We start from the raw sequence: 18,733 nt of genomic DNA, 5'->3' as shown, positions 1-18,733 counted from the left end.
GCGGTGCGATATCGATGGCCCGCCCCACCTCGGAAGAGCGACGGTGCCCCAGGCTTCGGCCTCGGGGCACCGCCCGCGTTCTCAGTACGAGGCGGTCCAGCTTGCCGGAAATGTGTCGCGGGCCTGAGTAGCGTGAGAGGCAGGTTCCGCGGAGCGGACAGGTCCCCGATTCCGGACGCTGGACGGCAAGAAAAACGGAGAGCCATGCATATCCTTGTGACCGGCGGCGCCGGATTCATCGGTTCGGAATATGTCCGCAGACGGATGGAATCCGACCCGGCGGCGCGGATCACCGTTCTCGATAAACTTACTTATTCGGGAAACGAGTCCAATCTGGCGCCGGTGGCGGAAAACCCGGGTTACTCGTTCGTCCGGGGCGACATCTGTGACCCGGACCTGGTCGACCAGGTGATGGCGGGCCAGGACGCGGTGGTCCATTTCGCCGCCGAGTCGCACGTGGACCGGTCGATCGACGGGGCCGGTCCGTTCGTCCGTACGAATGTGATGGGCACGCAGGTGCTCCTGGACGCGGCCCGCCGCCATCGCGTCGGCCGCTTCGTCCACGTGTCCACCGACGAGGTGTACGGCTCGATCGGCGAAGGCTCGTGGACCGAGGGATGGCCGCTCGCGCCGAACTCCCCTTACTCCGCCTCGAAAGCCGGCGCCGACCTGCTGGCGCTCGCCTACCACCGCACCCACGGCCTGGACGTCGTGGTCACCCGGTGCACGAACAACTACGGGCCCTATCAGTTCCCCGAGAAGGTCATCCCGCTCTTCATCACCAACCTGCTCGACGGGAGGACGGTCCCCCTGTACGGCGACGGCCGCAACATGCGTGACTGGCTGCACGTCTCCGACCACTGCCGGGGCATCGACCTGGTCCTGAACGGCGGCAGGGCCGGAGAGGTCTACCACATCGGCGGCGGAACCGAGTTGAGCAACCACAAGCTCACCGGCCTGCTGCTGGACGCGGTCGGCGCGGGCTGGGACCGGGTCGCGTACGTGGCCGACCGCAAGGGCCACGACCTGCGTTACTCGCTGGACGACAGCAAGATTCGCGAACAGCTCGGATACGCACCGCAGGTGGACTTCGCCGAGGGCCTGGCCGCCACGGTCTCCTGGTACCGGGCACACCGCACCTGGTGGGAGCCGCTCCAGGAGAGGGCCGGGCTCCGGTGAGCACCGCATGGCTGGTGACCGGAGCCCGCGGGCTCCTCGGGCAGGACGTGCTGGCCGAACTCGCCGCCCGTCCGGACGACGTGGTGACGGGACTGGGCCGTGACCAGTTGGACATCACCGACCCGGCCGCCGTCCGCGCGGCCGTCACGGGCCACCGCGTGGTCGTCAACTGCGCGGCCTGGACGGACGTCGACGGCGCCGAGCGGTCCGAGGCAGCGGCCACGGCCGTGAACGGCACGGGCGTCCGCCACCTGGCACAGGCCTGCGCGGACAGCGGCGCGCTCCTGCTGCACGTCTCCACCGACTACGTGTTCCCGGGCGACAGCCGTCGGCCCTACCCCGAGGACGCGCCGACGGGGCCCGTCAACGCGTACGGGCGCAGCAAGACGGCGGGGGAGCAGGCCGTCGCCGAACTGCTGCCGCACTCCGGCCACATCGTGCGCACCGCCTGGCTCTACGGCGCGCACGGCCCCAATTTCGTGGCCCGCATGCTCGAACTGGCGGGCCGGCGCGAAACCCTGGACGTGGTCGCCGACCAGTACGGCCAGCCGACCTGGTCCCGTGCGCTCGCCCGGCAGCTGGCCGCCCTCGGCCGTGCGGCCCTGGCCGGGCGGGCGCCGGCGGGGATCTACCACGGCACGGCGGCCGGCCGCACCACCTGGTACGGCCTGGCGCGGGAGACCTTCCGCCTCGCCGGCCTCGACCCGGAGCGGATCCGCCCGGTCGGCTCGGAGAAGTTCCCGCGCCCGGCCGCCCGCCCCGCGTTCGGTGTCCTCGGTCATGGAAACTGGGCCCGAGGCGGCCTCGCCCCCCTCCCACGGTGGGACGACCAGCTGACCGCAGCACTGGCCACGCCCCCCTTCGCCGCCCTGGTCGCGACGGCGCGCACGAACAGCGCACGCCTGTCGTCCTGACCGGTGAGAGTGCGGCCCCGAACACCGGAGCGCCCTGCGGAACCTGACGGCTCGCAGGGCGCTCCTTTCCACCTACGGGCCCTAGACCAGCAGCGGCCCTCCGCACCGCTCGGCGCCCTCCTTCATCGCGATGAGGTTGGCGACGACGTAGGAGATGTTGTTCCGGGAGTGCCACTCGGTCGGGAAGTAGGTGACCAGTCGTGACGATTGGAACTTGGCCTCGATCTCGGGCACGAAGGCGCGGTACTGGTTGTCCGTGTAGTACCAGAACGAGTTCTCGTTGTAGTAGGCCACGTGGGTCGGGTCCTGGTACGCGCCGCGGCCGTCGGAGCTGGGCGTCATGGTGAGGAGCATGCCGCCGGGTGCCAGCAGCCGGTACAGCTCGTTGATCAGCGGCACCTTCGCCGGCACGTGCTCCAGGAAGTCCACCGCCCGCATCAGGCCGACCGAGTTGTCGGGCAGGTCGAGCTTTCCGGGCAGGGTCGCGACGATGTCGACGCCCTCACCGGGGTACTGGTCCACGCCCAGATAGCCGGGCGGCTTCCGGTGGGCCGCGCCGAGGTCCAGCGCGAGGAGTTCACGCCGGTGCGTCCAGGCGAGGGCGTTGGCCTCGATGTACTTGTCGTACAGGGCGACCGTCTCGCGCTGGATGTGCGCGTTGATCTCCGGGTCGCGCTGGGTGTTCGCGGGGTGCATCCGCTGCAGGTACAGGCAGCGGGGAATGTGGTGGAAGTCGCCGAGGTGGAAGAGGCGGCACATCAGGTCCTGGTCGTCCAGCACGGTGCGCGTCGCGTCGTAGCCGCCGGCCTTCTCGTAGCTCTCCTTGCGGAACGCCCGCACGTGGTTCGGCGCGTACCAGATGTAGGAGACGTTGTGCGGCGTCGGCTCCATGGAGACGGCCTGGAGCAGCTTGCGGCCGTCGACGCGCACGTCCTCGTATTTCCAGCCGTGCGCCTCGTTGAAGCGGGTGTCGTCCCGCTTGCCGTCCTCGGTGATCTGGGCGGTGTTGCTGTAGACGAAGACGGCGTCGGGATGGGCGTCGAACGCCTTGGCCAGTTCCGCCAGGCATGCCTTCGCCAGGAGGTCGTCGTGGTCCAGTTCGACGAGGATCTCGCCGCGTGCCAGTTCGCAGGCCCTGCGCTTCGCCGCCCCGACACCGCGGATGCTGTCCGCGATCTCCACCCGGACCCGGTCGTCGTGTCGCTCCGGCCGCCACCGGGCGCCGTTGTTGAGCAGGACGATCCACTCCCAGTCCCGACAGGTCTGCGCCTGCAGGGACTTGAGGCACTCGTCGAGGAAGCGGGGCTGGTGGCTGGGGGTGAAGACGGAGAACCTGGGGGTTGCGGTCGACGTCATTCGGTGGCACCTGCCTGACTCGGTGTCGGTGTGGGGCTTACGTCGTCCCGGAACTGTTCCGGGACCTGGGAAAGCAGCGAGGGATCGGCCGCGACTGCACGGCGGAACTCGTCCTCGGCCTCGTCGTCACGGTGCTTCTGCTGCAGAATCCAGCCGAGTTGGAGATGGGCCGTGGCGGCCCTGGGCGATGCGGCGATGGCACGCTTCAGGAGTTCGACGGCGCGGTCGGTGTCGCTCGACTTCAGCAGGATCGCCTCGTTGTAGAGGGCCGAGGCGTACTTCGGATCGATCTTCAGAGCCTTGTCGTAGGCCTTACGGGCATCGGCTGTTCTGCCGCCCCGTTGCGAGATGACCCCCAGGTTGTACCAGGCCAGTTTGTTACGAGGGTCGAGCTGCAGCACCCGCTGATAGGTTCTGGCCGCCCCTTCGGGATCCTGGTACTTCTCCTGCAGCAGGGCGCTCTGGAAAAGCGTACTGGCCTCCTGGGCCTTTCGGTTCACCGAAGTGGCCTCGGATACCGGGGTCGTTGCCGACTGGGACTGAACCGCCCAGGCGGTCACTCCGGTCGCAACCGCGGCCGCACCGGTAAGCCCCGCCCACAATCGCCTGCGTCTCATTTTTTCACATCTCGTAGAAATAGTGAGGGACCACGGATGTGGCTGAACTCAGGCGGCCGACACCGAAAAGACCGTGGCGGTGCCTGCAGTGCCGAAGTCCGAACCACCATCATTTCCACCGACGTTACGAGTCGTTCGTGATGGTGCAGCCGTTTGGCAGGCAATTGTGGTGTGCAGTCCACCCGAATGCAGGCATCAATGCCGTGGGAGGGAAGGGGATGCGCAGGGGATGCGCCAAGAGCCGAGGCGAGGCATCGAGGGCCGGCGTCAACGGCTGCTCGCGGGTGACGAGTTGTTCCGCACATCACGCCACGGGTCATGGCGCCCGGTCCGCGCGTCGCTGCGGGTGCACGCGGACCGGGGCCGTCGAGGGGACCCCGGGGGAGGGGTCAGCGGGCCGTGCTGAGTTCCTTCGGGTCGGTCAGTGCGGCGGTGTGCGCGTCCATGCGCTCGGCGGACAGGATCGCCGCCGCCGTGTCGGCGCGGGAGGCCGCGACGACGAGGGCGCGACCGGCGAGGGTGTGCGCCCGCTCGTGCAGGGCCGTCACCCGGGGGTCGGTCGGGGTGCCGGATGCGCGGGCCGGCGTATGTCCGCCCCGCAGCCGGGCCACCTGCCCGGCGAGCCGTTCGGCCGCCAGGTCCAGGTCGGTGGAGGGGGCGAGTGCCCGCAGCTCGTCCGTGACGGCGAGCAGCGCCGCGAGGTGCCCGGCGAGCTGGATGTCCAGCTCCTCCTCGCGTGACCGGTGGGGGAAGTCCGAGGTGGTGCCGGCCATCGTGGTGTGCACCGACTTGGTGCGGATCGGCTCGTACATGGGATGGCCTCCTGTGCTCTGACAGGAAGCCATCCTAGCTTAGATTTCGTCTAAAGTTGAGTCTGATCACGGATTGCGGTCCGTCGGCTACGGCTGACCGTATCCGTCCAGGAAGGTGCCGATCCGGGTGACCGCGTCGCGCAGGTCCCCGACCGTCGGCAGTGTCACCACCCGGAAGTGGTCCGGCTCCGGCCAGTTGAAGCCGGTGCCCTGGACGACCATGATCTTCTCCCGGCGGAGCAGGTCGAGGACCATCTGGCGGTCGTCCTTGATCTTGAAGACCTGCGGGTCCAGGCGCGGGAAGAGGTACAGCGCGCCCTTCGGCCGTACACATGTCACGCCCGGGATCTGCGTCAGCAGCTCGTAGGCGGTGTCCATCTGCTCCTTCAGCCGCCCGCCCGGCAGCACCAGGTCGTTGATCGACTGGCGGCCGCTCAGCGCGGCCACGACCCCGTGCTGGCCCGGCATGTTCGCGCACAGGCGCATGTTCGCCAGGATCGTCAGGCCCTCGATGTAGGAGTCGGCGTGCGCGCGCGGGCCGGAGATCGACATCCAGCCGACCCGGTAGCCGGCCACCCGGTACGCCTTCGACATCCCGTTGAAGGTCAGTGTCAGCAGGTCGGGGGCCACGGCCGCGGTCGGGATGTGCGTCGCGCCGTCGTAGAGGATCTTGTCGTAGATCTCGTCCGAACAGACCAGCAGGTTGTGGCGGCGGGCGATGTCCGTCAGGCCCTTGAGCATCGCCGCGTCGTACACCGCGCCTGTCGGGTTGTTCGGGTTGATGATGACGATCGCCTTGGTGCGGTCGGTGACCTTGCGCTCGATGTCGGCGAGGTCGGGCATCCAGTCGGACTGCTCGTCGCAGCGGTAGTGGACCGCCGTACCGCCGGAGAGGGAGACGGCCGCCGTCCACAAGGGGTAGTCCGGAGCCGGTACGAGGACCTCGTCGCCGTCGTCCAGCAGGCCCTGCATCGCCATCACGATCAGCTCGGAGACGCCGTTGCCGATGAAGACGTGCTCGACGTCCGTCTCGATGCCGACGGTCTGGTTGTGCATGACGACCGCGCGGCGGGCGGCCAGCAGGCCCTTCGCGTCGCCGTAGCCGTGCGCCGTGGAGACGTTGCGGAGGATGTCCTCCAGGATCTCGGGCGGGCACTCGAAGCCGAAGGCGGCCGGGTTGCCGGTGTTGAGCTTCAGGATGCGGTGACCTGCCGCCTCCAGGCGCATCGCCTCCTCGAGAACCGGGCCCCGGATCTCGTAACAGACGTTGGCGAGCTTGGTCGACTGGATCACCTGCATGTCCGTGAGCTTACGGCCCGGTAACGCCTCACGGGTCGTGTTTTCCGACACGTGAGACGCGGAGCTTTGTGCTGTTATCGCCGGTAGCTGTCTCAGGAGTCACACACGTCTCTACAATTCCCGGCCATGTCCACCGATCGCGAGTACGAGGCGGAGGCGTACGGCGCGCACGGAGCGGGTGGCGAGCCGGGGGGCGCGCCGAATGTGTACCACCCGCAGGCCGCCCCGTCCCCGTCGTACGAGGAGTACGCCGATCCTGCCGTCGCCCATGGCTGGCAGAGCGCCTACGACGAGACCCGTGAGCTGCCCCCTGTACCCGCGATCCCCGCGATCCCCGCGATGCCCGCGATGCCCGCGCTGGATGATCCCGCCGGGCCGCCCCCTCCCGTGGCGGGCGTAGGCCGGGCCGATCTCCGGCGCCGGAGGAAGCAGGGCGGCCGTCGTCGGGTGGCCGTCGCGGGGGCCCTCGGTGCGGCCGGTGTCGTCGCCGTGATCGTCGGCCTGACGGGCGGCTCGGATTCCCCGGCCGGACAGCAGCCCGCGAAGGACGGCCGTGTCACCTCCGGCGGCTCCGGCGCCGCGACCACGCGGCAGGACAGCGGCACGCCGAGCGGCACGGCCACCGCCGGCACCCCCGGCGGGGCCTCGCCGACCCCCACGTCCACCGCCACCTCGGCGGCCGGGTCGACGGGTGCGGCCACCTCTCCGGGCGCGCAGACCTCCTCCGCGCCCACGTCGACGGCGACGGGCGTGTCGCCGACCGCATCCGCGACAACGACGGAGCCCGGCGTCCCCGGCGGCCGGGGGCACGGCCGAGGTGTCACCAAGAAGCCCAGATAGACTGAGGGTTGACGCCCCGTCAGGAAAACAGTTCGCATACAACTGCTTGCTCACGCATGCCCCTCTCGTGAGAATGCTCATGACAAGACAGGGGGCGGCCGGAAGATCTCCGGTCGCTTATGTCTGCAGAGGGGACCCCCACATGAACAAGCCTCTCCTGGCCGCGCTGTCCGCCCTGGCGATCGCCGGGCTCGGCGTGACCCCCGCGGTCGCCGCACCCCAGGCCAAGGCGGCCAAGGCGGTGACCGTCACCTATGCCGGCACCGTCTCGCTCAGCAACTGCTCCGGCTCCGTCATCCGCTTCCCCAGCTCCGCGGACAGCGACCCGGCGCTCGTGATGACCAACGGCCACTGCCTGGAGACCGGCTTCCCGGACCCGGGCGAGGTCATCACCGGCCAGTCCTCCAGCCGTTCCTTCGGCCTGCTGAACGCCTCCGGCAGCCGGATCGCCACGCTCCGCGCCAACCAGGTCGTCTACTCGACCATGACGGACACGGACGTCACGATCTACCGGCTGACCACCACCTACGCGGCGATCAAGAGCTCGTACGGGATCAGCCCGCTCACCGTGCAGAACACGCACCCGGCCACCGGTACCGCCATCAAGGTCGTCTCCGGCTACTGGAAGCGGACCTACGGCTGCAACGTGGACGGGTTCGTGTACCGGCTGAAGGAGGGCGGCTGGACCTGGAAGGACTCGATGCGCTACACCTCCGCCTGCAACACCATCGGCGGCACCTCCGGCTCCCCGGTGATCGACACGGCCACCGGCAACGTCGTCGCCGTCAACAACACGGGCAACGAGGACGGCGAGAGCTGCACCGAGAACAACCCGTGCGAGGTGGACGAGAGCGGCAACGTCACCGTCCGCCAGGGCATCAACTACGCCGAGGAGACCTACCAGATCCCGGCCTGCTTCACGACCGGCAACAAGCTCGACCTGAGCGCCTCCGGCTGCACCCTGCCCAAGCCGTAGACCCTCCGGGCCGGACGGTCACACCGGTGTGCGGCGCACCGCTCGGCCCGCCAGTACGTCCGTTCGCCGGCCGTCCTCGATGACGAACCTGCCGTCGACCAGGACGTACGGGATCCCGGTCGGGAGCGTGCGGGGCTCGGCGAAGGTGGCGCCGGGCGACACCGTCTGCGGGTCGAAGAGCACCAGGTCGGCCCGGTATCCCTCGCGCACCAGCCCGCGGTCCGGCAGTCGCAGCCGGGCCGCGGGCCGGGCCGTGAGGTGCGCGACGCACTCCTCCAGCGTCAGCACGCCCAACTCCCGTACGTAGTGACCGAGATAGCGGGGAAAGGTGCCGTAGGCCCGGGGGTGCGGCTTGGTGCCCCGCAGGATGCCGTCCGAGCCGCCGGTGTGGGCGCGGTGCCGCATGATCGTGCGGACGTTCTCCTCGTGGCCGACGTGCTGCAGGATCGTCGTACCGAGCCGGTCCTCGGTCAGCAGGCGGTGGGCGGTCGTCCAGGGACTCTCGCCGCGCAGGTCCGCCGACTCCCGGACCGTACGGCCGACGTGGTCCGCGAGGGCCGGTGCGGTCACGCCGGAGATCTCGACCGTCTCCCACTCCACGGGCACGCCGTGGCAGCCGTCCGCGCCGGTCACCTCCAGGTCGTGCCGGATCCGCGCGGCCGTCGCCGGATCGGCGAGCCGGGCCAGGACTCGCTCCGGGCCACCCTCGCTCGCCCAGCTGGGCAGCAGCGCGGCCAGGGTGGTCGAGCCGGGGGTGTACGGATAGGTGTCCAGCGTGATGTCCGCGCCGCAGTCGAGCGCCTCGTCGAGCAGGGCCAGCAGTTCGGGCGCCCGCCCCCTGTTCACGTCGAAGTTCATCGTCGCGTGGGCCAGGTGCAGCGGGCAGCCCGCCTCCCGGGTCAGCGCCACCATCTCGGCGTAGGCCTCCAGGGCGCCGGCGCCGTAGGAGCGGTGGTGCGGGCAGTAGTAACCGCCGTACTCCGCCACCACCCGGCACAGCTCGGTCAGTTCGGCGTCCGCGGCATACATCCCGGGCGTGTACGTGAGCCCCGAGGACAGGCCGACCGCGCCCTGCTCCAGCCCCTCCGCCACCAGCTGACGCATCCGCTCCAGCTCCGCGGGCGTGGCCGGGCGGTCCTCCCAGCCGACGGCGAGCGCGCGGACCGTGCCCTGGGGGACGAGATAGGCGGCGTTGACGGCGATCCCCCGGTCCAGCCGGTCGAGATACTCGCCGACCGTCCGCCAGTCCAGGTCGAGGTCGTCGCCGTACCCGTTCCAGCCGGTGATCGCCCGCCGGACCTCCTCCAGCGTGCGGTCGTCCACGGGCGCGTACGAAAGACCGTCCTGGCCGATCACCTCCAGCGTGACCCCCTGCGCGGCCTTCGCGCTGTGGTCGGGGTCGCGCAGCAGGGCCAGATCGGAGTGGGCGTGCATGTCGATGAAGCCGGGGGACAGGACGAGCCCCTCCGCGTCCAGCTCCCGCCGCGCCCCGGGCCGCTGACAGCCCGCCGCCGCGGCCTCCTTGACGATCGAGACGATCCGGCCGTCGTCGACCACGACATCGGCGCGGTAGGAGTCCGCACCGCTGCCGTCGACGACGTCCGCGTCACGGATGACGAGATCTTCCACGGCGGCGCTCCCCGGTTCTCTAGAAGAACGTACGGATGAACTCGACGACCGTCCCGTCCGCCTCGGCCACCGGGATCAGCTGCCACTTGTCGAACGACGTGCAGGGGTGGGACAGGCCGAAGCCGATCCAGTCGCCGACCTCGACGTCCGCCTCCGGGGCGGTGTCGAGCCAGAGGTGCTGGTCGGACAGGGCGGTCACCTCGATGCCGGTCGCCGGGTGCTCGCCGCCGTCCCGGCGCACCACGTGGGCCACCGGGTGGTCGAGGTCGTAGGCCGCGTCCCGCTTGCCCGCGTTGACGAAGGCCTGCTCGGGGGAGGGGCGGGAGACGACCTGCGCCCACAGCCGGAACGCGGGCTCCAGCGCGCCCTCCTCGGGCACCCGGTTGAACGGGGTGAGCCTGCGGTAGTGCACGTCGTCGTGCGAGACGTACGCGCCGGAGCGGAGCAACTTCAGGACGGGAAGGGAGAGCTCGGGGATGTCGGCGAAGACGTCGGCGACCGCGTCGAACCACTCGCTGCCGCCCGCGCTCACCACGATCTCCTCGGCCCCGGCGAACCGCCCCGCCTTGTCGAACTCCGCCGCGAGCGCGACCATCCGGCCCAGCCAGGCCCGCACCGGCTCGGGAGCGGCCCCGGGCACCTGGGCCTCGTAGCCCGCCACGCCCACCAGCCGCAGCGTCTCCACGCCCGCCACCGCGTCCGCGACCGCCCGTGCGTCCGCCTCCGTGCGCACACCGGTACGGGCACCCTCGCCCGCGCCCAGCTCCACCACGACGTCCACCGGGCGGGTCGCGCCGCGCAGGGCGGCGTCCATCAGCTCGACCCCGCGCACGGAGTCGACGTAGCAGACGAAACGGAAGTCGGGGTCGGCCGCCAGGTCGGCGGCGATCCGGCGCAGGGCCGCCGGGTCGACGAGCTCGTTGGCCAGGAAGATCCGCTCGGTCCCGAACGCCCGGGCCACCCACACCTGGTGCGGGACCGCGAGGGTGATGCCCCACGCCCCGTGCTCGATCTGGCGCCGGAAGAGCTGGGGTGCCATGGAGGTCTTGCCGTGCGGGGCGAAGGCGAGGTGGTGCCGGGCGGCGTACGTCTCCATGAGCCGCAGGTTGTGCTCCAGGCGCTCGGCGGAGAGCGCGAGCACGGGGGTGGTGAAGCCGTCGGTGAAGAGGTTGCGGCGCTGGGCGGCCAGCTCGGCGACGGTCAGGCCCACGGCGTCCGGCGGGAGGCCCTTGAAGCGGTGGTCGACCCGTTCCTCGGCGAGGCGGGCGAGTGCTTCGGTACCGGCTTCCTGGGCCATGAGGCCTCCCCAATCTGGTGCGTTGCACTCTCTGCAACACTCATTGCGCATGTCGCTCACTGCTGTCTAACATCTCGGCCACGCGGGGTCAACGGACTCCCACCACCGAGGAGCTACGACGATCGTGACCGCCACCGGAGCCCGCAACGCCCCCGACATTGTGGACGTCGTGGCGCTCGGCGAGTCCATGGTCACCTTCCTGCCCACCCGCCCGGGCCGCCTCGCCGACGTCCCCTCCTTCGAGCGGGGGATCGGCGGAGCCGAGTCCAACGTGGCATGCGTGCTGGCGGCCTCCGGGCATTCGGCGCGGTGGGTCAGCCGGGTCGGCACGGACAGCTTCGGGGACCACCTGGTCGAGGCGATCGGGGCGTACGGCGTCGATGTCGCCCACGTCCGGCGGGACGCGGGGCGGCCGACCGGCCTGTACTTCCGCACGGCGGGGGACCGGGCGACGGACGAGCACGAGGTGGCGTACTACCGGACGGGGTCGGCGGCCTCCGCGATGACCGTGGACAACGTGGACGTGGAGGCGGTGCGGGCGGGGCGCGTGCTGCACCTGTCGGGGATCACGGGGGCGTTGTCCGAGGGGTGCCTGGAACTTGTACGCGAGCTGGTGAAGCCCGGCGAGGGGCGGCCCTTGGTCTCCTTCGACGTGAACTACCGGCCCGGACTGTGGCGGGACGCCGATGACGCCCGGGTGCTGCTGGAGCTGGCGCGCGGGGCCGACATCGTGTTCGTGGGACACGACGAGGCACGCCAGGCCTGGGGGCTGCACGGTGGCCGGGCCATTGTGGAGGCGCTGCCCGAGCCGGAGATCGTGGTCGTGAAGCAGGGCAGGGGTGGAGCGGTCGCGTTCGACAGGAACACCGACGGGACGGAGGACGCCGACGGTACGGCAACCCTCGTGCGGGCACCGCGGGTCGATGTCGTCGCCCACGTCGGCGCCGGAGACGCCTTCGCCGCCGGATTCCTCTCCGGCACCCTCCGCGGCCTCCCGATGCGTGACCGCCTCCGGCACGGCCACCTCATGGCCGCAGCCACCCTCACCACCCCCGGCGACCTCGCCGCCGCTCCCACCGCCCCTCAAGAAGCCTCCCCCAGAGCTCAACGCCTGGGGGGATCCCCATCGCGGCGCCCCTCCTGGACGAGCCACGCCGACCGCCTCGCCGCCCTGGACGACGACGCATGGGGGAGACTTCGACTCGGCCCCGGCTGGACGCAAGCCGACGAGGCCCCGGAGGAGGCGAACACCCCATGAGCCAGACCGTCGACCGCGCCCTGAGCATCCTGCCGCTGCTCGCCGAGGGCCCCGCCGACCTCGGCCAGGTCGCCGACCGGCTCGGCGTCCACAAGTCCACGGCGCTACGACTCCTGCGCACCCTGCACGAGCACGGCCTGGTCTACCGCCAGTCCGACCAGCGCTACCGCCTCGGCGCCCGCCTCTTCGCCCTCGCCCAGGAGGCGATGGAGAACCTCGACATCCGCGAGATCGCCCACCCCCACCTCGTCCGGCTCAACGAGCAGTGCGGCCACACCGTCCACCTCGCCGTGTACGAGGAGAACGAGGTGCTGTACATCGACAAGGTCGAGAGCCGCTACCCGGTCCGCATGTACTCGCGGATCGGCAGGCCCGTCGCCATCACGGTCGCCGCCGTCGCCAAGCTGCTCGTCGCCGACCTGCCCGAACCCGAGCGCCGCGCCCTCGCGGACAAGCTCGACTATCCCCTGTACACGGCCCGGTCCACCCCCAACGCCACCGCGTTCCTGCGGGAGTTGGAGCAGGTGCGCGAACAGGGCTGGGCCACCGACCTCGGCGGCCACGAGGAGTCCGTCAACTGCGTCGCGGCCCCCATCCGCGGCGCCGACGGCCGGGTGGTCGCCGCGATGTCGGTGTCCGCGCCGAACGTCGTCGTCACCGCCGAGGAACTCCTCACCCTGCTCCCGCAGGTGCGCCGTACCGCGGACGCGATCAGCGGCGAGTACTCCGGAAGGACGCCAGTGAAGGGCACCCCCGAATGACCGAGAAGACCGCGCTCACCCCGAAGACCCACACCACCCCGCCCGCGAAGTTCTCCCACGGCGTGAAGAAGGGCAACATCCTCCAGGTCGCCGGCCAGGTCGGCTTCCTGCCCGCCGAGGAGGGCAAGCCCCCGACGCCGGCCGGTCCCACCCTGCGCGAGCAGACCCTGCAGACCCTCGCCAACGTCCAGGCGATCCTCGAAGAGGGCGGCGCGGGCTGGGACGACGTGATGATGATCCGCGTGTATCTGACGGACGTGGACCACTTCGCCGAGATGAACGGGATCTACGACGCGTACTTCGAGGAGCAGGGCCTCACCCAGCCGCCCGCCGCCCGGACCACGGTCTACGTCGGTCTGCCCGCCGGCCTCCTCATCGAGATCGACGCGCTGGCGGTACTCGACTGATTGATCGGGACTCGAACCCGTGACCTTTTCGCGTCGACGCCGTTGACGACATCAAGGGAGTTGACGAGGAGGGGACATGGGGCCGAGGGTGACGCGCCATCGCGGTTACCCTGCGCGTCTTGCTCTCAGAACGGCCCAAGAGGCATGTTCTAGACCAGCACGCGCACGCCGCACGAGCGCGGCGGCCACTGTTTTCCTGCCTGGACAGCGAGATCCGTCGGGCGCGAGCCAACGTCGACCGGCTTGCGGTGTTTCCGGCGCAGGCGGCGCTGAGGACGTAGAAGACTGCGCGACCGGAGCCTGCCCGGTGCGGTTGGTCAAGCAACGGGCGTCCCCGGCGGGTTCGGGGGGAGCCTGAGGCGGGGCGCGCGGCCTGGTGTCGGTGAACTCGAGGAGGCCGATCACCGTGGCGGAGTCGAAGAACACGGCCACCCATGCGGCGCAGCCCACGACCAGGCAAGCCCAGCCGCTGGCGCCCCTGACCATGTTGTCCATCGCGAGTGCAGCGGCGAGGCCAGCGATGATCGTTGCTCACGAACCTCTGTTCGCTGCGCCTTGTTCCATGGTCGAGTTCTGCCGCAGCAGTCCACCTGCGAGCACAACCCACTTGCTCTTTGCGGACGTCAACCACCGATTGCCGGGGATTGCCCTCCCCGGCATCGTGACCGGTTGCCACGGCCGCGCTCTCTACCTTCCTGGAGCCCCGGTGAACTACGTCCGGGGTCCATAAGACACCGCTACGAGAGCGGCGCGGACAGAAGATGACATAGCGTCGCCAGTTGATTACAAAGAGAGACCATCCGGTCAAGTGGCCAGGGGGTCGCGCAGTTCGGGGCGGCTCAGCGGAGGCTGTCCTCAACCGCCTCGAAGATGTCGCTGTCCGTCTCCTTCTGCCAGTCCGGCAGGTCGGGCCAGTCGGCCACGTACGCCGGCTTCGGGTCTTCGAAGTGCCTGAACATCTGCGCCGTCCAGCACGTCGCAACGAACCGGCCCTTCTGCTCGCGCGACAGGCGAGAGGCGTGGCCGTCGCTCAGTTCGAGGAACTGGCGCACCTGCTCGTACACGGCGCCGGCCGCCCCACGCTCCCACTCGGGCGTGTCCTCCCACGGGGTCACGTAGCTCAGCTTCGGCTCGCCAGGGAAGTGCTTGCGCACTCCAGCGATCCACGCCTCGCGGAAGACCCGCGCGCCCTCAATCGTCATGCCATCCCCTTGTCGTCATGCCGTCAGGGTGCCGATCTCGGCCTTCAACTCGGCGATGTGCCGGTCGCGCCCGAAGTTGCCCAGCTCGGCAGTCAGGGTTTGGAGTCTACGGGCGACGTATCCGGACCCGGAGGCTCGTGCCAGCCGCAGGGCTTCGAGTCCGTACTGCATGACCTGCTCCGAGTCTTTGCGCTTGGCGCCGATGGTGGCCAGGTCGACGAGCACCGCGCCCCGGCGTCGAAAGGAGTGGCCGGCGGCCAGGGGAGCGAGCGTCAGCGCATCTTTCAACGCGGTCTCGGCCAGGCCGAGCCGGTTGAGTTGCAAGTACCGGGCGCCTCGCTCCTCCGCCAGGCGCGAGCCATCGAAGCGCAGCCACCCGCCGTTCGACACCTGACCGCCCAGGCTGGCTACCTTCTCGGCCTCGTCCAGGGCCTCCTCGCAGGCGTCGAAGTCGCCGAGCCAGGCAAACGCCTCTGCCTGCACGGCGGCGGCCCAGTGCTTGGTCGCAAGGCTGCTGTCCCCGCGCAGAGCGACGCGGCGCGCGGCTCCCAGGATGTCCGCAGCCTGCCGGTAACGACGCTCGGAGAGGTCTACGCAGGCGCTGCGGATCAGGGCGCACGCCCACAGGTCGTAGGCGCCGGCCTCCTTGCTCGCGCTGGCCGCAAGCGAGTACGAGGCGGCGGCATCGTGGTACCGGTTGACGTCGAAGGCCAGCTCGCCCGCCAACTGGAACAAGTCGCCGACCGCGATGCAGAGCGGTCCCGTCTGGGCACGCCCGTCCCGCAGCGCATCGTTCAAGGCAGTGAGCTGAGACTGCACAACCGGGTACACCGAGTGCTTGGCACGGGCGAGTTGGTAGACCTGCCAGAGGTGGCCGTTCATGCGCCCGAAGTCGTCGGCGCTGTCGTCCAGGGCCTCCGCCTCGCCCACAGGTATGGCGGCGACCGCACCGGACACCGCCATGAGGCGCAGAAACTCGCGTCGGATCATCTCGTCTGGGTCCCCTGGGCCGTCGTGGGCACTCGACGCTGACCGTACGGGCTTCGACTGCACCTCGGCTGAAGTAAGCAACGCATCGAGTTCGTCGAGGTCCATGTGTAACACCTCGGCAACCTTGGGCCGCTGGGGAGGCTGGGGCTTGGATCTGCCTGTCTCCCATCGACCTACGGTGCGCCGATCGACGCCTACCGCGAAGGCGAACCCCTCCTGGGTGAAGCCCAGAGCCCTACGCCTGTCGGCGATGCTCATGCAGGCCCCCTTCCCCGGGTTGCCGTGCCCAACCATGCCGCCTGTCCCATGTCCCAGAGATGTCCCAACACTGACCCATGAACGCCGTGGTCCGCACACCTTTCGCGCGGAACGCTGGTCTCCATCCGGTGCAACCGCCGTCAGCCAGCGAGGGATACGCCGTGAAGACCGAGACGAGCAGATTCGAAGTGACAGAGTCGGCCGAGGACGGCGTACCGATCGACGTCGAGCTGATCCAAGACAGCACCGACGCCGCCCTCTCGGCGAGGCTCGGCACCTCGACCCGCGCCGAGATCGACGCCAAGACGCCGGCCTTGACCGGGCACCTGCAACTGCTCCTCGGCGAGGAGCTGGGCGCCGATGAGGACGAGCTGGTCATGCAGCAGTTCCGCAAGGCGTACTCGCTGCTCGACCTGAAGAACCGCCCCACCGCGGAGGCCCCGACCTTCACGGCCTACTTCTTCATGCGCGAGGTCGCCGACCTGACCCGCCGCCTCCTGTGGATCTACACCCAGAGGAGCGGGACGGGTCCAGCGTGAGCCCCAAGACGCAACAGGTCGTTTATGTGATCGCACTGCTCGGACTCATGGCCGCTGTCGCGATCGGAATCCTCGCCGGTCCGGAAGGAAGCACAGACGCCCGCTCGGCCGGCGCCAGTGGCTTCTCCGGGGGCTCCTGATCGCGGCGTCCGTGTTGCTCGTGGCGGCCTACTGGCAACTGACCACCTGAACTTCCGTCCCCGAGGTGACTCCCCGGTCGCTCTCCCACGGCCAACACCCCTCGGAGGCGGAGCCAAGCGCCCACCCCGGCCAGGAACAGGAAGGCCGGGCCGGGGTGGGTCGGCAAGTGCACCACGGCGCGGAGAGCGCATCTCCGCAACGTTGCACCAGGAAGGACTACCCGATGGACGGCAACCTCTACACCCTGCCGGCGGACGGCGTCGAGACGACGAACTTCTGCGGCGGCCCCTGCACCGAGGGCTGCGTCGACTTCGCCGCGATCCCCGGCGCCGCCGACTCGTACGTGGTCCGCGACTCCAAGCCCGAGGGTGCCGGCAAGGAGCTGCGGTTCACCGCGGCCGAGCTCGACGACTTCGCCCTCGGCTGGGTGAAGGACCGCGGCCTCACCGCCTGACCCTGCTACACCTCTCATCCCTGGCGGGTCGTCCTACGCGCATGAGGGCGGCCCGCCCTCCCCTCTCGGAAGGCGCGCATGAGCTGGACAGGACACTTCCACGGCTACGGTCCGTGGATCGGATCGCCCGACAGCTACCACCGGGAAGGCGACCGGCGGCCTGCGCATCCTGACCCCCCTGCGCCTCCCGCCTCCGACGACGACAAGGTGGCCATCCGCATCCTTCAGCGGTATCGCGAAGTGATGGCCGAGTTCCCGACCTCGAACCTGCCGCCCATGATGTCCGGGCACTGGCTGATGAAGCGGAACCAGGCGGCCCATGAGCGCACCTGGACGGACGCCACAGCCGCTCTCGACTGGATGGTCAAGCACTTCCTCGACATCCCGCCGATGGAGCGCGAGGACGGGGGTCAGGCTTACGCGAGCCTGGACACGAGAGGGGGGTACGCTCTGGATGTCCTGCCGGTCGGCGTGGACGTGAGCTGGGTGTCCTACAACCGGCCGGGCAACATCGTCTCGCTCAACCTGGTGTGCTGCCCGAACCGACACCACCCCGATCTCGCCTGCCCGCTTGCCTGACGTCGCGACCTCGCACCCGACGCAGGCCCCCGCCTTACGGCAGGGTCCATCGTCTGCCCAGGTCAAGGCGCCTTGGTGCTGGCGATCTCGAAGGTGAAACCCGAAGCGTCCGAGCGAATCCCCTTGGTGTAGGCAGTATGGGTACGTGACCTCCTCCGACCTCTCCGCCCAGCCGGCCGACCTGATCGGTGAACTCACCGCCGAACGGGACGCCGTACTCGGTGAGTTGGCACAGTTGTCCGCCGGTGACCCGGAGGCCGTCGCGCTGTGCGGGTACGCCGGTGAGCTGAGCCACCGGCTGTACCTGCTACGGGACGACGACGGCCGGGACGAGGAAATCGTCCTGGCCGCCGAGGCGTTCGAGCATGCCTTCCGCGCTCCGGGGGACGATCCGCTGTGGTCGTCCTGGCGGGTCCGGTTCGGGCATCTGCGGGGGGTGCAGTACGAGGACGGCGGCGACCGACAACTGCTTGAGCACTCCTGGGAGTTGCTGGTCAAGGGCGTCGAGGGGCTGCCCGCCGACGACCCCGACTTCGCCTGGGAGCGGGAGTGGGGCCGGCATGTGCTCGCCCTCTGCGCCAAGCTGCGCTCCCTCGCCGCACCGGACTCCGCCGAGCTGTCGCAGGAGGCCCTGCGCCGGCACACGGACGCGCTGGAGCACGCCGAGCCGGGCAGCGAGGAGGAGGCCGGTCTGCGGGCCGGGGCCGGGTACCTGTACATGCAGCGGGCCCTGCGGTACGGCGACCTCGACGCCGCCGACGAGTCGGCCCGCCACTACCGCGCCCTCCTGGAGAACGCCGAGCCCGCCGACGTCCCGCACCTGCGCTACAGCCTGGGCCTCGCCGGCCTGGTGCAGGGCCGCGCCCGGGGCGACCGCGAGCGGCTGGAGTCCGCCCTGGACGCCTTCGACACCGCCCTCACCGAGGCCCGCCGGGCGGGCGGCCCCGAACCCGAGTGGGCGTTCGAGGCCGAGGCCAACGCCCTCTTCGTCCGCGCCATGATCTGGTCCACCTGGAAGGACCTCGGCCACAGCCTCGCCGCCGAGGTCGAGCTGCGCCGCCTGCTGGAGCGGCCCGGCGCCGAGGAGCAACTGCTGCCGCAGTACCTGGACGTGTTCGGCCGGCTGCTGTACGAGCGGGCCGAGCGTCTTCGCCGCCAGCTCCCGGTTCTCCCGCACCGCCGCCGGGTCGTCCCCGACCGCGCCGCCGAGGTTGAGCTCCTCATA

The 18,733-nt window shown here is 70.2% G+C and carries 18 protein-coding genes and 1 pseudogene; 10 read left to right on the top strand and 9 right to left on the bottom strand.

Annotated features, from left to right (window positions below):
* Window positions 1–204 precede the first annotated feature (204 nt).
* Together rfbB and rfbD are read left to right on the top strand one after the other, a co-directional pair.
* Window positions 205–1,179 carry a dTDP-glucose 4,6-dehydratase gene (gene rfbB, locus ACWC5O_RS23980; protein WP_450583831.1) on the top strand — a complete coding sequence of 325 codons (975 nt, stop codon included), beginning with the start codon at window positions 205–207 and terminating at the stop codon, window positions 1,177–1,179.
* Window positions 1,176–2,093: a dTDP-4-dehydrorhamnose reductase gene (rfbD, locus tag ACWC5O_RS23975; protein ID WP_450583829.1), complete on the top strand. Its 918-nt coding sequence runs from the start codon at window positions 1,176–1,178 to the stop codon at window positions 2,091–2,093. Before rfbB ends, rfbD begins: the two co-directional genes overlap by 4 nt.
* A gap of 81 nt (window positions 2,094–2,174) precedes the next feature.
* Here rfbD and ACWC5O_RS23970 read toward each other — a convergent pair whose 3' ends face one another.
* The 4 genes from ACWC5O_RS23970 to ACWC5O_RS23955 all read right to left on the bottom strand — a co-directional run bounded on the left by ACWC5O_RS23970 (window position 2,175) and on the right by ACWC5O_RS23955 (window position 6,177).
* A complete protein-coding gene (locus ACWC5O_RS23970) occupies window positions 2,175–3,449 on the bottom strand; it encodes a glycosyltransferase (RefSeq protein WP_450583827.1) in 1,275 nt (424 codons plus the stop codon).
* Window positions 3,446–3,949 (bottom strand): tetratricopeptide repeat protein, encoded by a 504-nt coding sequence (locus ACWC5O_RS23965; RefSeq protein ID WP_450583825.1) that lies wholly within the window; start codon window positions 3,947–3,949, stop codon window positions 3,446–3,448. The genes ACWC5O_RS23970 and ACWC5O_RS23965 overlap by 4 nt, the downstream gene beginning before the upstream one ends.
* Window positions 3,950–4,455: 506 nt before the next feature.
* Window positions 4,456–4,878: an SCO4983 family protein gene (locus tag ACWC5O_RS23960; protein WP_450583823.1), complete on the bottom strand. Its 423-nt coding sequence runs from the start codon at window positions 4,876–4,878 to the stop codon at window positions 4,456–4,458.
* Between the two features lie 87 nt (window positions 4,879–4,965).
* Window positions 4,966–6,177, bottom strand: a complete 1,212-nt coding sequence (locus ACWC5O_RS23955; RefSeq protein ID WP_450583821.1) for a pyridoxal phosphate-dependent aminotransferase — start codon at window positions 6,175–6,177, stop codon at window positions 4,966–4,968.
* Window positions 6,178–6,303: 126 nt separating this feature from the next.
* Between ACWC5O_RS23955 and ACWC5O_RS23950 the strand changes: the two genes are divergently transcribed.
* Both ACWC5O_RS23950 and ACWC5O_RS23945 read left to right on the top strand, forming a co-directional pair.
* The gene (locus ACWC5O_RS23950; protein WP_450583820.1) at window positions 6,304–7,017 is read left to right on the top strand and encodes a hypothetical protein; all 714 of its coding nucleotides are present in this window, start codon (window positions 6,304–6,306) and stop codon (window positions 7,015–7,017) included.
* Between the two features lie 142 nt (window positions 7,018–7,159).
* Window positions 7,160–7,993: a trypsin-like serine peptidase gene (locus ACWC5O_RS23945; RefSeq protein WP_450583818.1), complete on the top strand. Its 834-nt coding sequence runs from the start codon at window positions 7,160–7,162 to the stop codon at window positions 7,991–7,993.
* A gap of 18 nt (window positions 7,994–8,011) precedes the next feature.
* On the opposite strand, the gene ACWC5O_RS23940 is transcribed toward ACWC5O_RS23945, so the two are convergent.
* Together ACWC5O_RS23940 and ACWC5O_RS23935 are read right to left on the bottom strand one after the other, a co-directional pair.
* On the bottom strand, window positions 8,012–9,622 hold the full coding sequence (locus tag ACWC5O_RS23940; protein WP_450583817.1) for an N-acyl-D-amino-acid deacylase family protein: 1,611 nt from the start codon (window positions 9,620–9,622) through the stop codon (window positions 8,012–8,014).
* 19 nt (window positions 9,623–9,641) lie between these two features.
* A complete protein-coding gene (locus tag ACWC5O_RS23935; protein WP_450583815.1) occupies window positions 9,642–10,919 on the bottom strand; it encodes an alanine racemase in 1,278 nt (425 codons plus the stop codon).
* Between the two features lie 124 nt (window positions 10,920–11,043).
* Between ACWC5O_RS23935 and ACWC5O_RS23930 the strand changes: the two genes are divergently transcribed.
* From ACWC5O_RS23930 to ACWC5O_RS23920, 3 genes are read left to right on the top strand one after another with little or no spacing between them, the layout of a single operon-like run.
* Entirely contained in the window at window positions 11,044–12,177 is a 1,134-nt protein-coding gene (locus ACWC5O_RS23930; protein WP_450583813.1) for a sugar kinase, read from the top strand.
* On the top strand, window positions 12,174–12,938 hold the full coding sequence (locus tag ACWC5O_RS23925) for an IclR family transcriptional regulator (RefSeq protein ID WP_450583811.1): 765 nt from the start codon (window positions 12,174–12,176) through the stop codon (window positions 12,936–12,938). Before ACWC5O_RS23930 ends, ACWC5O_RS23925 begins: the two co-directional genes overlap by 4 nt.
* Window positions 12,935–13,345, top strand: a complete 411-nt coding sequence (locus tag ACWC5O_RS23920) for a RidA family protein (protein ID WP_450583809.1) — start codon at window positions 12,935–12,937, stop codon at window positions 13,343–13,345. Before ACWC5O_RS23925 ends, ACWC5O_RS23920 begins: the two co-directional genes overlap by 4 nt.
* Window positions 13,346–14,184: 839 nt before the next feature.
* On the opposite strand, the gene ACWC5O_RS23915 is transcribed toward ACWC5O_RS23920, so the two are convergent.
* Together ACWC5O_RS23915 and ACWC5O_RS23910 are read right to left on the bottom strand one after the other, a co-directional pair.
* Window positions 14,185–14,547, bottom strand: a complete 363-nt coding sequence (locus ACWC5O_RS23915) for a hypothetical protein (protein WP_450583808.1) — start codon at window positions 14,545–14,547, stop codon at window positions 14,185–14,187.
* 15 nt (window positions 14,548–14,562) lie between these two features.
* On the bottom strand, window positions 14,563–15,795 hold the full coding sequence (locus ACWC5O_RS23910; protein ID WP_450583806.1) for a helix-turn-helix transcriptional regulator: 1,233 nt from the start codon (window positions 15,793–15,795) through the stop codon (window positions 14,563–14,565).
* 161 nt (window positions 15,796–15,956) lie between these two features.
* Here ACWC5O_RS23910 and ACWC5O_RS23905 point away from each other — a divergent pair, with 161 nt between their 5' ends.
* The 3 genes from ACWC5O_RS23905 (at window position 15,957) to ACWC5O_RS23895 (ending at window position 17,508) form a co-directional block, all read left to right on the top strand.
* On the top strand, window positions 15,957–16,334 hold the full coding sequence (locus tag ACWC5O_RS23905) for a hypothetical protein (RefSeq protein ID WP_450583805.1): 378 nt from the start codon (window positions 15,957–15,959) through the stop codon (window positions 16,332–16,334).
* A gap of 364 nt (window positions 16,335–16,698) precedes the next feature.
* Window positions 16,699–16,929 carry a DUF397 domain-containing protein gene (locus ACWC5O_RS23900; RefSeq protein ID WP_450583804.1) on the top strand — a complete coding sequence of 77 codons (231 nt, stop codon included), beginning with the start codon at window positions 16,699–16,701 and terminating at the stop codon, window positions 16,927–16,929.
* 78 nt (window positions 16,930–17,007) lie between these two features.
* Window positions 17,008–17,508, top strand: a complete 501-nt coding sequence (locus tag ACWC5O_RS23895; protein ID WP_450583803.1) for a hypothetical protein — start codon at window positions 17,008–17,010, stop codon at window positions 17,506–17,508.
* A 1,138-nt stretch (window positions 17,509–18,646) separates the two neighbouring features.
* On the opposite strand, the pseudogene ACWC5O_RS23890 reads toward ACWC5O_RS23895, so the two are convergent.
* Window positions 18,647–18,733, bottom strand: a pseudogene (locus ACWC5O_RS23890) (laccase domain-containing protein); the annotation flags it as partial.

The sequence above is a fragment of the Streptomyces sp. NPDC001450 genome (assembly GCF_053597295.1).
The sequence above is the reverse complement of the archived record's forward strand: the minus strand, read 5'-3'. Positions and strand labels throughout refer to the sequence as shown.

What these genes read in the sequence shown, in the direction of transcription:
- ACWC5O_RS23910 (WP_450583806.1), bottom strand. Translation starts at nt 15,795, where the DNA reads ATGAGCATCGCCGACAGGCGTAGGGCTCTGGGCTTCACCCAGGAGGGG.
- ACWC5O_RS23950 (WP_450583820.1), top strand. Translation starts at nt 6,304, where the DNA reads ATGTCCACCGATCGCGAGTACGAGGCGGAGGCGTACGGCGCGCACGGA.
- ACWC5O_RS23935 (WP_450583815.1), bottom strand. Translation starts at nt 10,919, where the DNA reads ATGGCCCAGGAAGCCGGTACCGAAGCACTCGCCCGCCTCGCCGAGGAA.
- ACWC5O_RS23955 (WP_450583821.1), bottom strand. Translation starts at nt 6,177, where the DNA reads ATGCAGGTGATCCAGTCGACCAAGCTCGCCAACGTCTGTTACGAGATC.
- ACWC5O_RS23915 (WP_450583808.1), bottom strand. Translation starts at nt 14,547, where the DNA reads ATGACGATTGAGGGCGCGCGGGTCTTCCGCGAGGCGTGGATCGCTGGA.
- ACWC5O_RS23900 (WP_450583804.1), top strand. Translation starts at nt 16,699, where the DNA reads ATGGACGGCAACCTCTACACCCTGCCGGCGGACGGCGTCGAGACGACG.
- rfbB (WP_450583831.1), top strand. Translation starts at nt 205, where the DNA reads ATGCATATCCTTGTGACCGGCGGCGCCGGATTCATCGGTTCGGAATAT.
- ACWC5O_RS23895 (WP_450583803.1), top strand. Translation starts at nt 17,008, where the DNA reads ATGAGCTGGACAGGACACTTCCACGGCTACGGTCCGTGGATCGGATCG.
- ACWC5O_RS23945 (WP_450583818.1), top strand. Translation starts at nt 7,160, where the DNA reads ATGAACAAGCCTCTCCTGGCCGCGCTGTCCGCCCTGGCGATCGCCGGG.
- ACWC5O_RS23925 (WP_450583811.1), top strand. Translation starts at nt 12,174, where the DNA reads ATGAGCCAGACCGTCGACCGCGCCCTGAGCATCCTGCCGCTGCTCGCC.
- ACWC5O_RS23970 (WP_450583827.1), bottom strand. Translation starts at nt 3,449, where the DNA reads ATGACGTCGACCGCAACCCCCAGGTTCTCCGTCTTCACCCCCAGCCAC.
- ACWC5O_RS23920 (WP_450583809.1), top strand. Translation starts at nt 12,935, where the DNA reads ATGACCGAGAAGACCGCGCTCACCCCGAAGACCCACACCACCCCGCCC.
- ACWC5O_RS23960 (WP_450583823.1), bottom strand. Translation starts at nt 4,878, where the DNA reads ATGTACGAGCCGATCCGCACCAAGTCGGTGCACACCACGATGGCCGGC.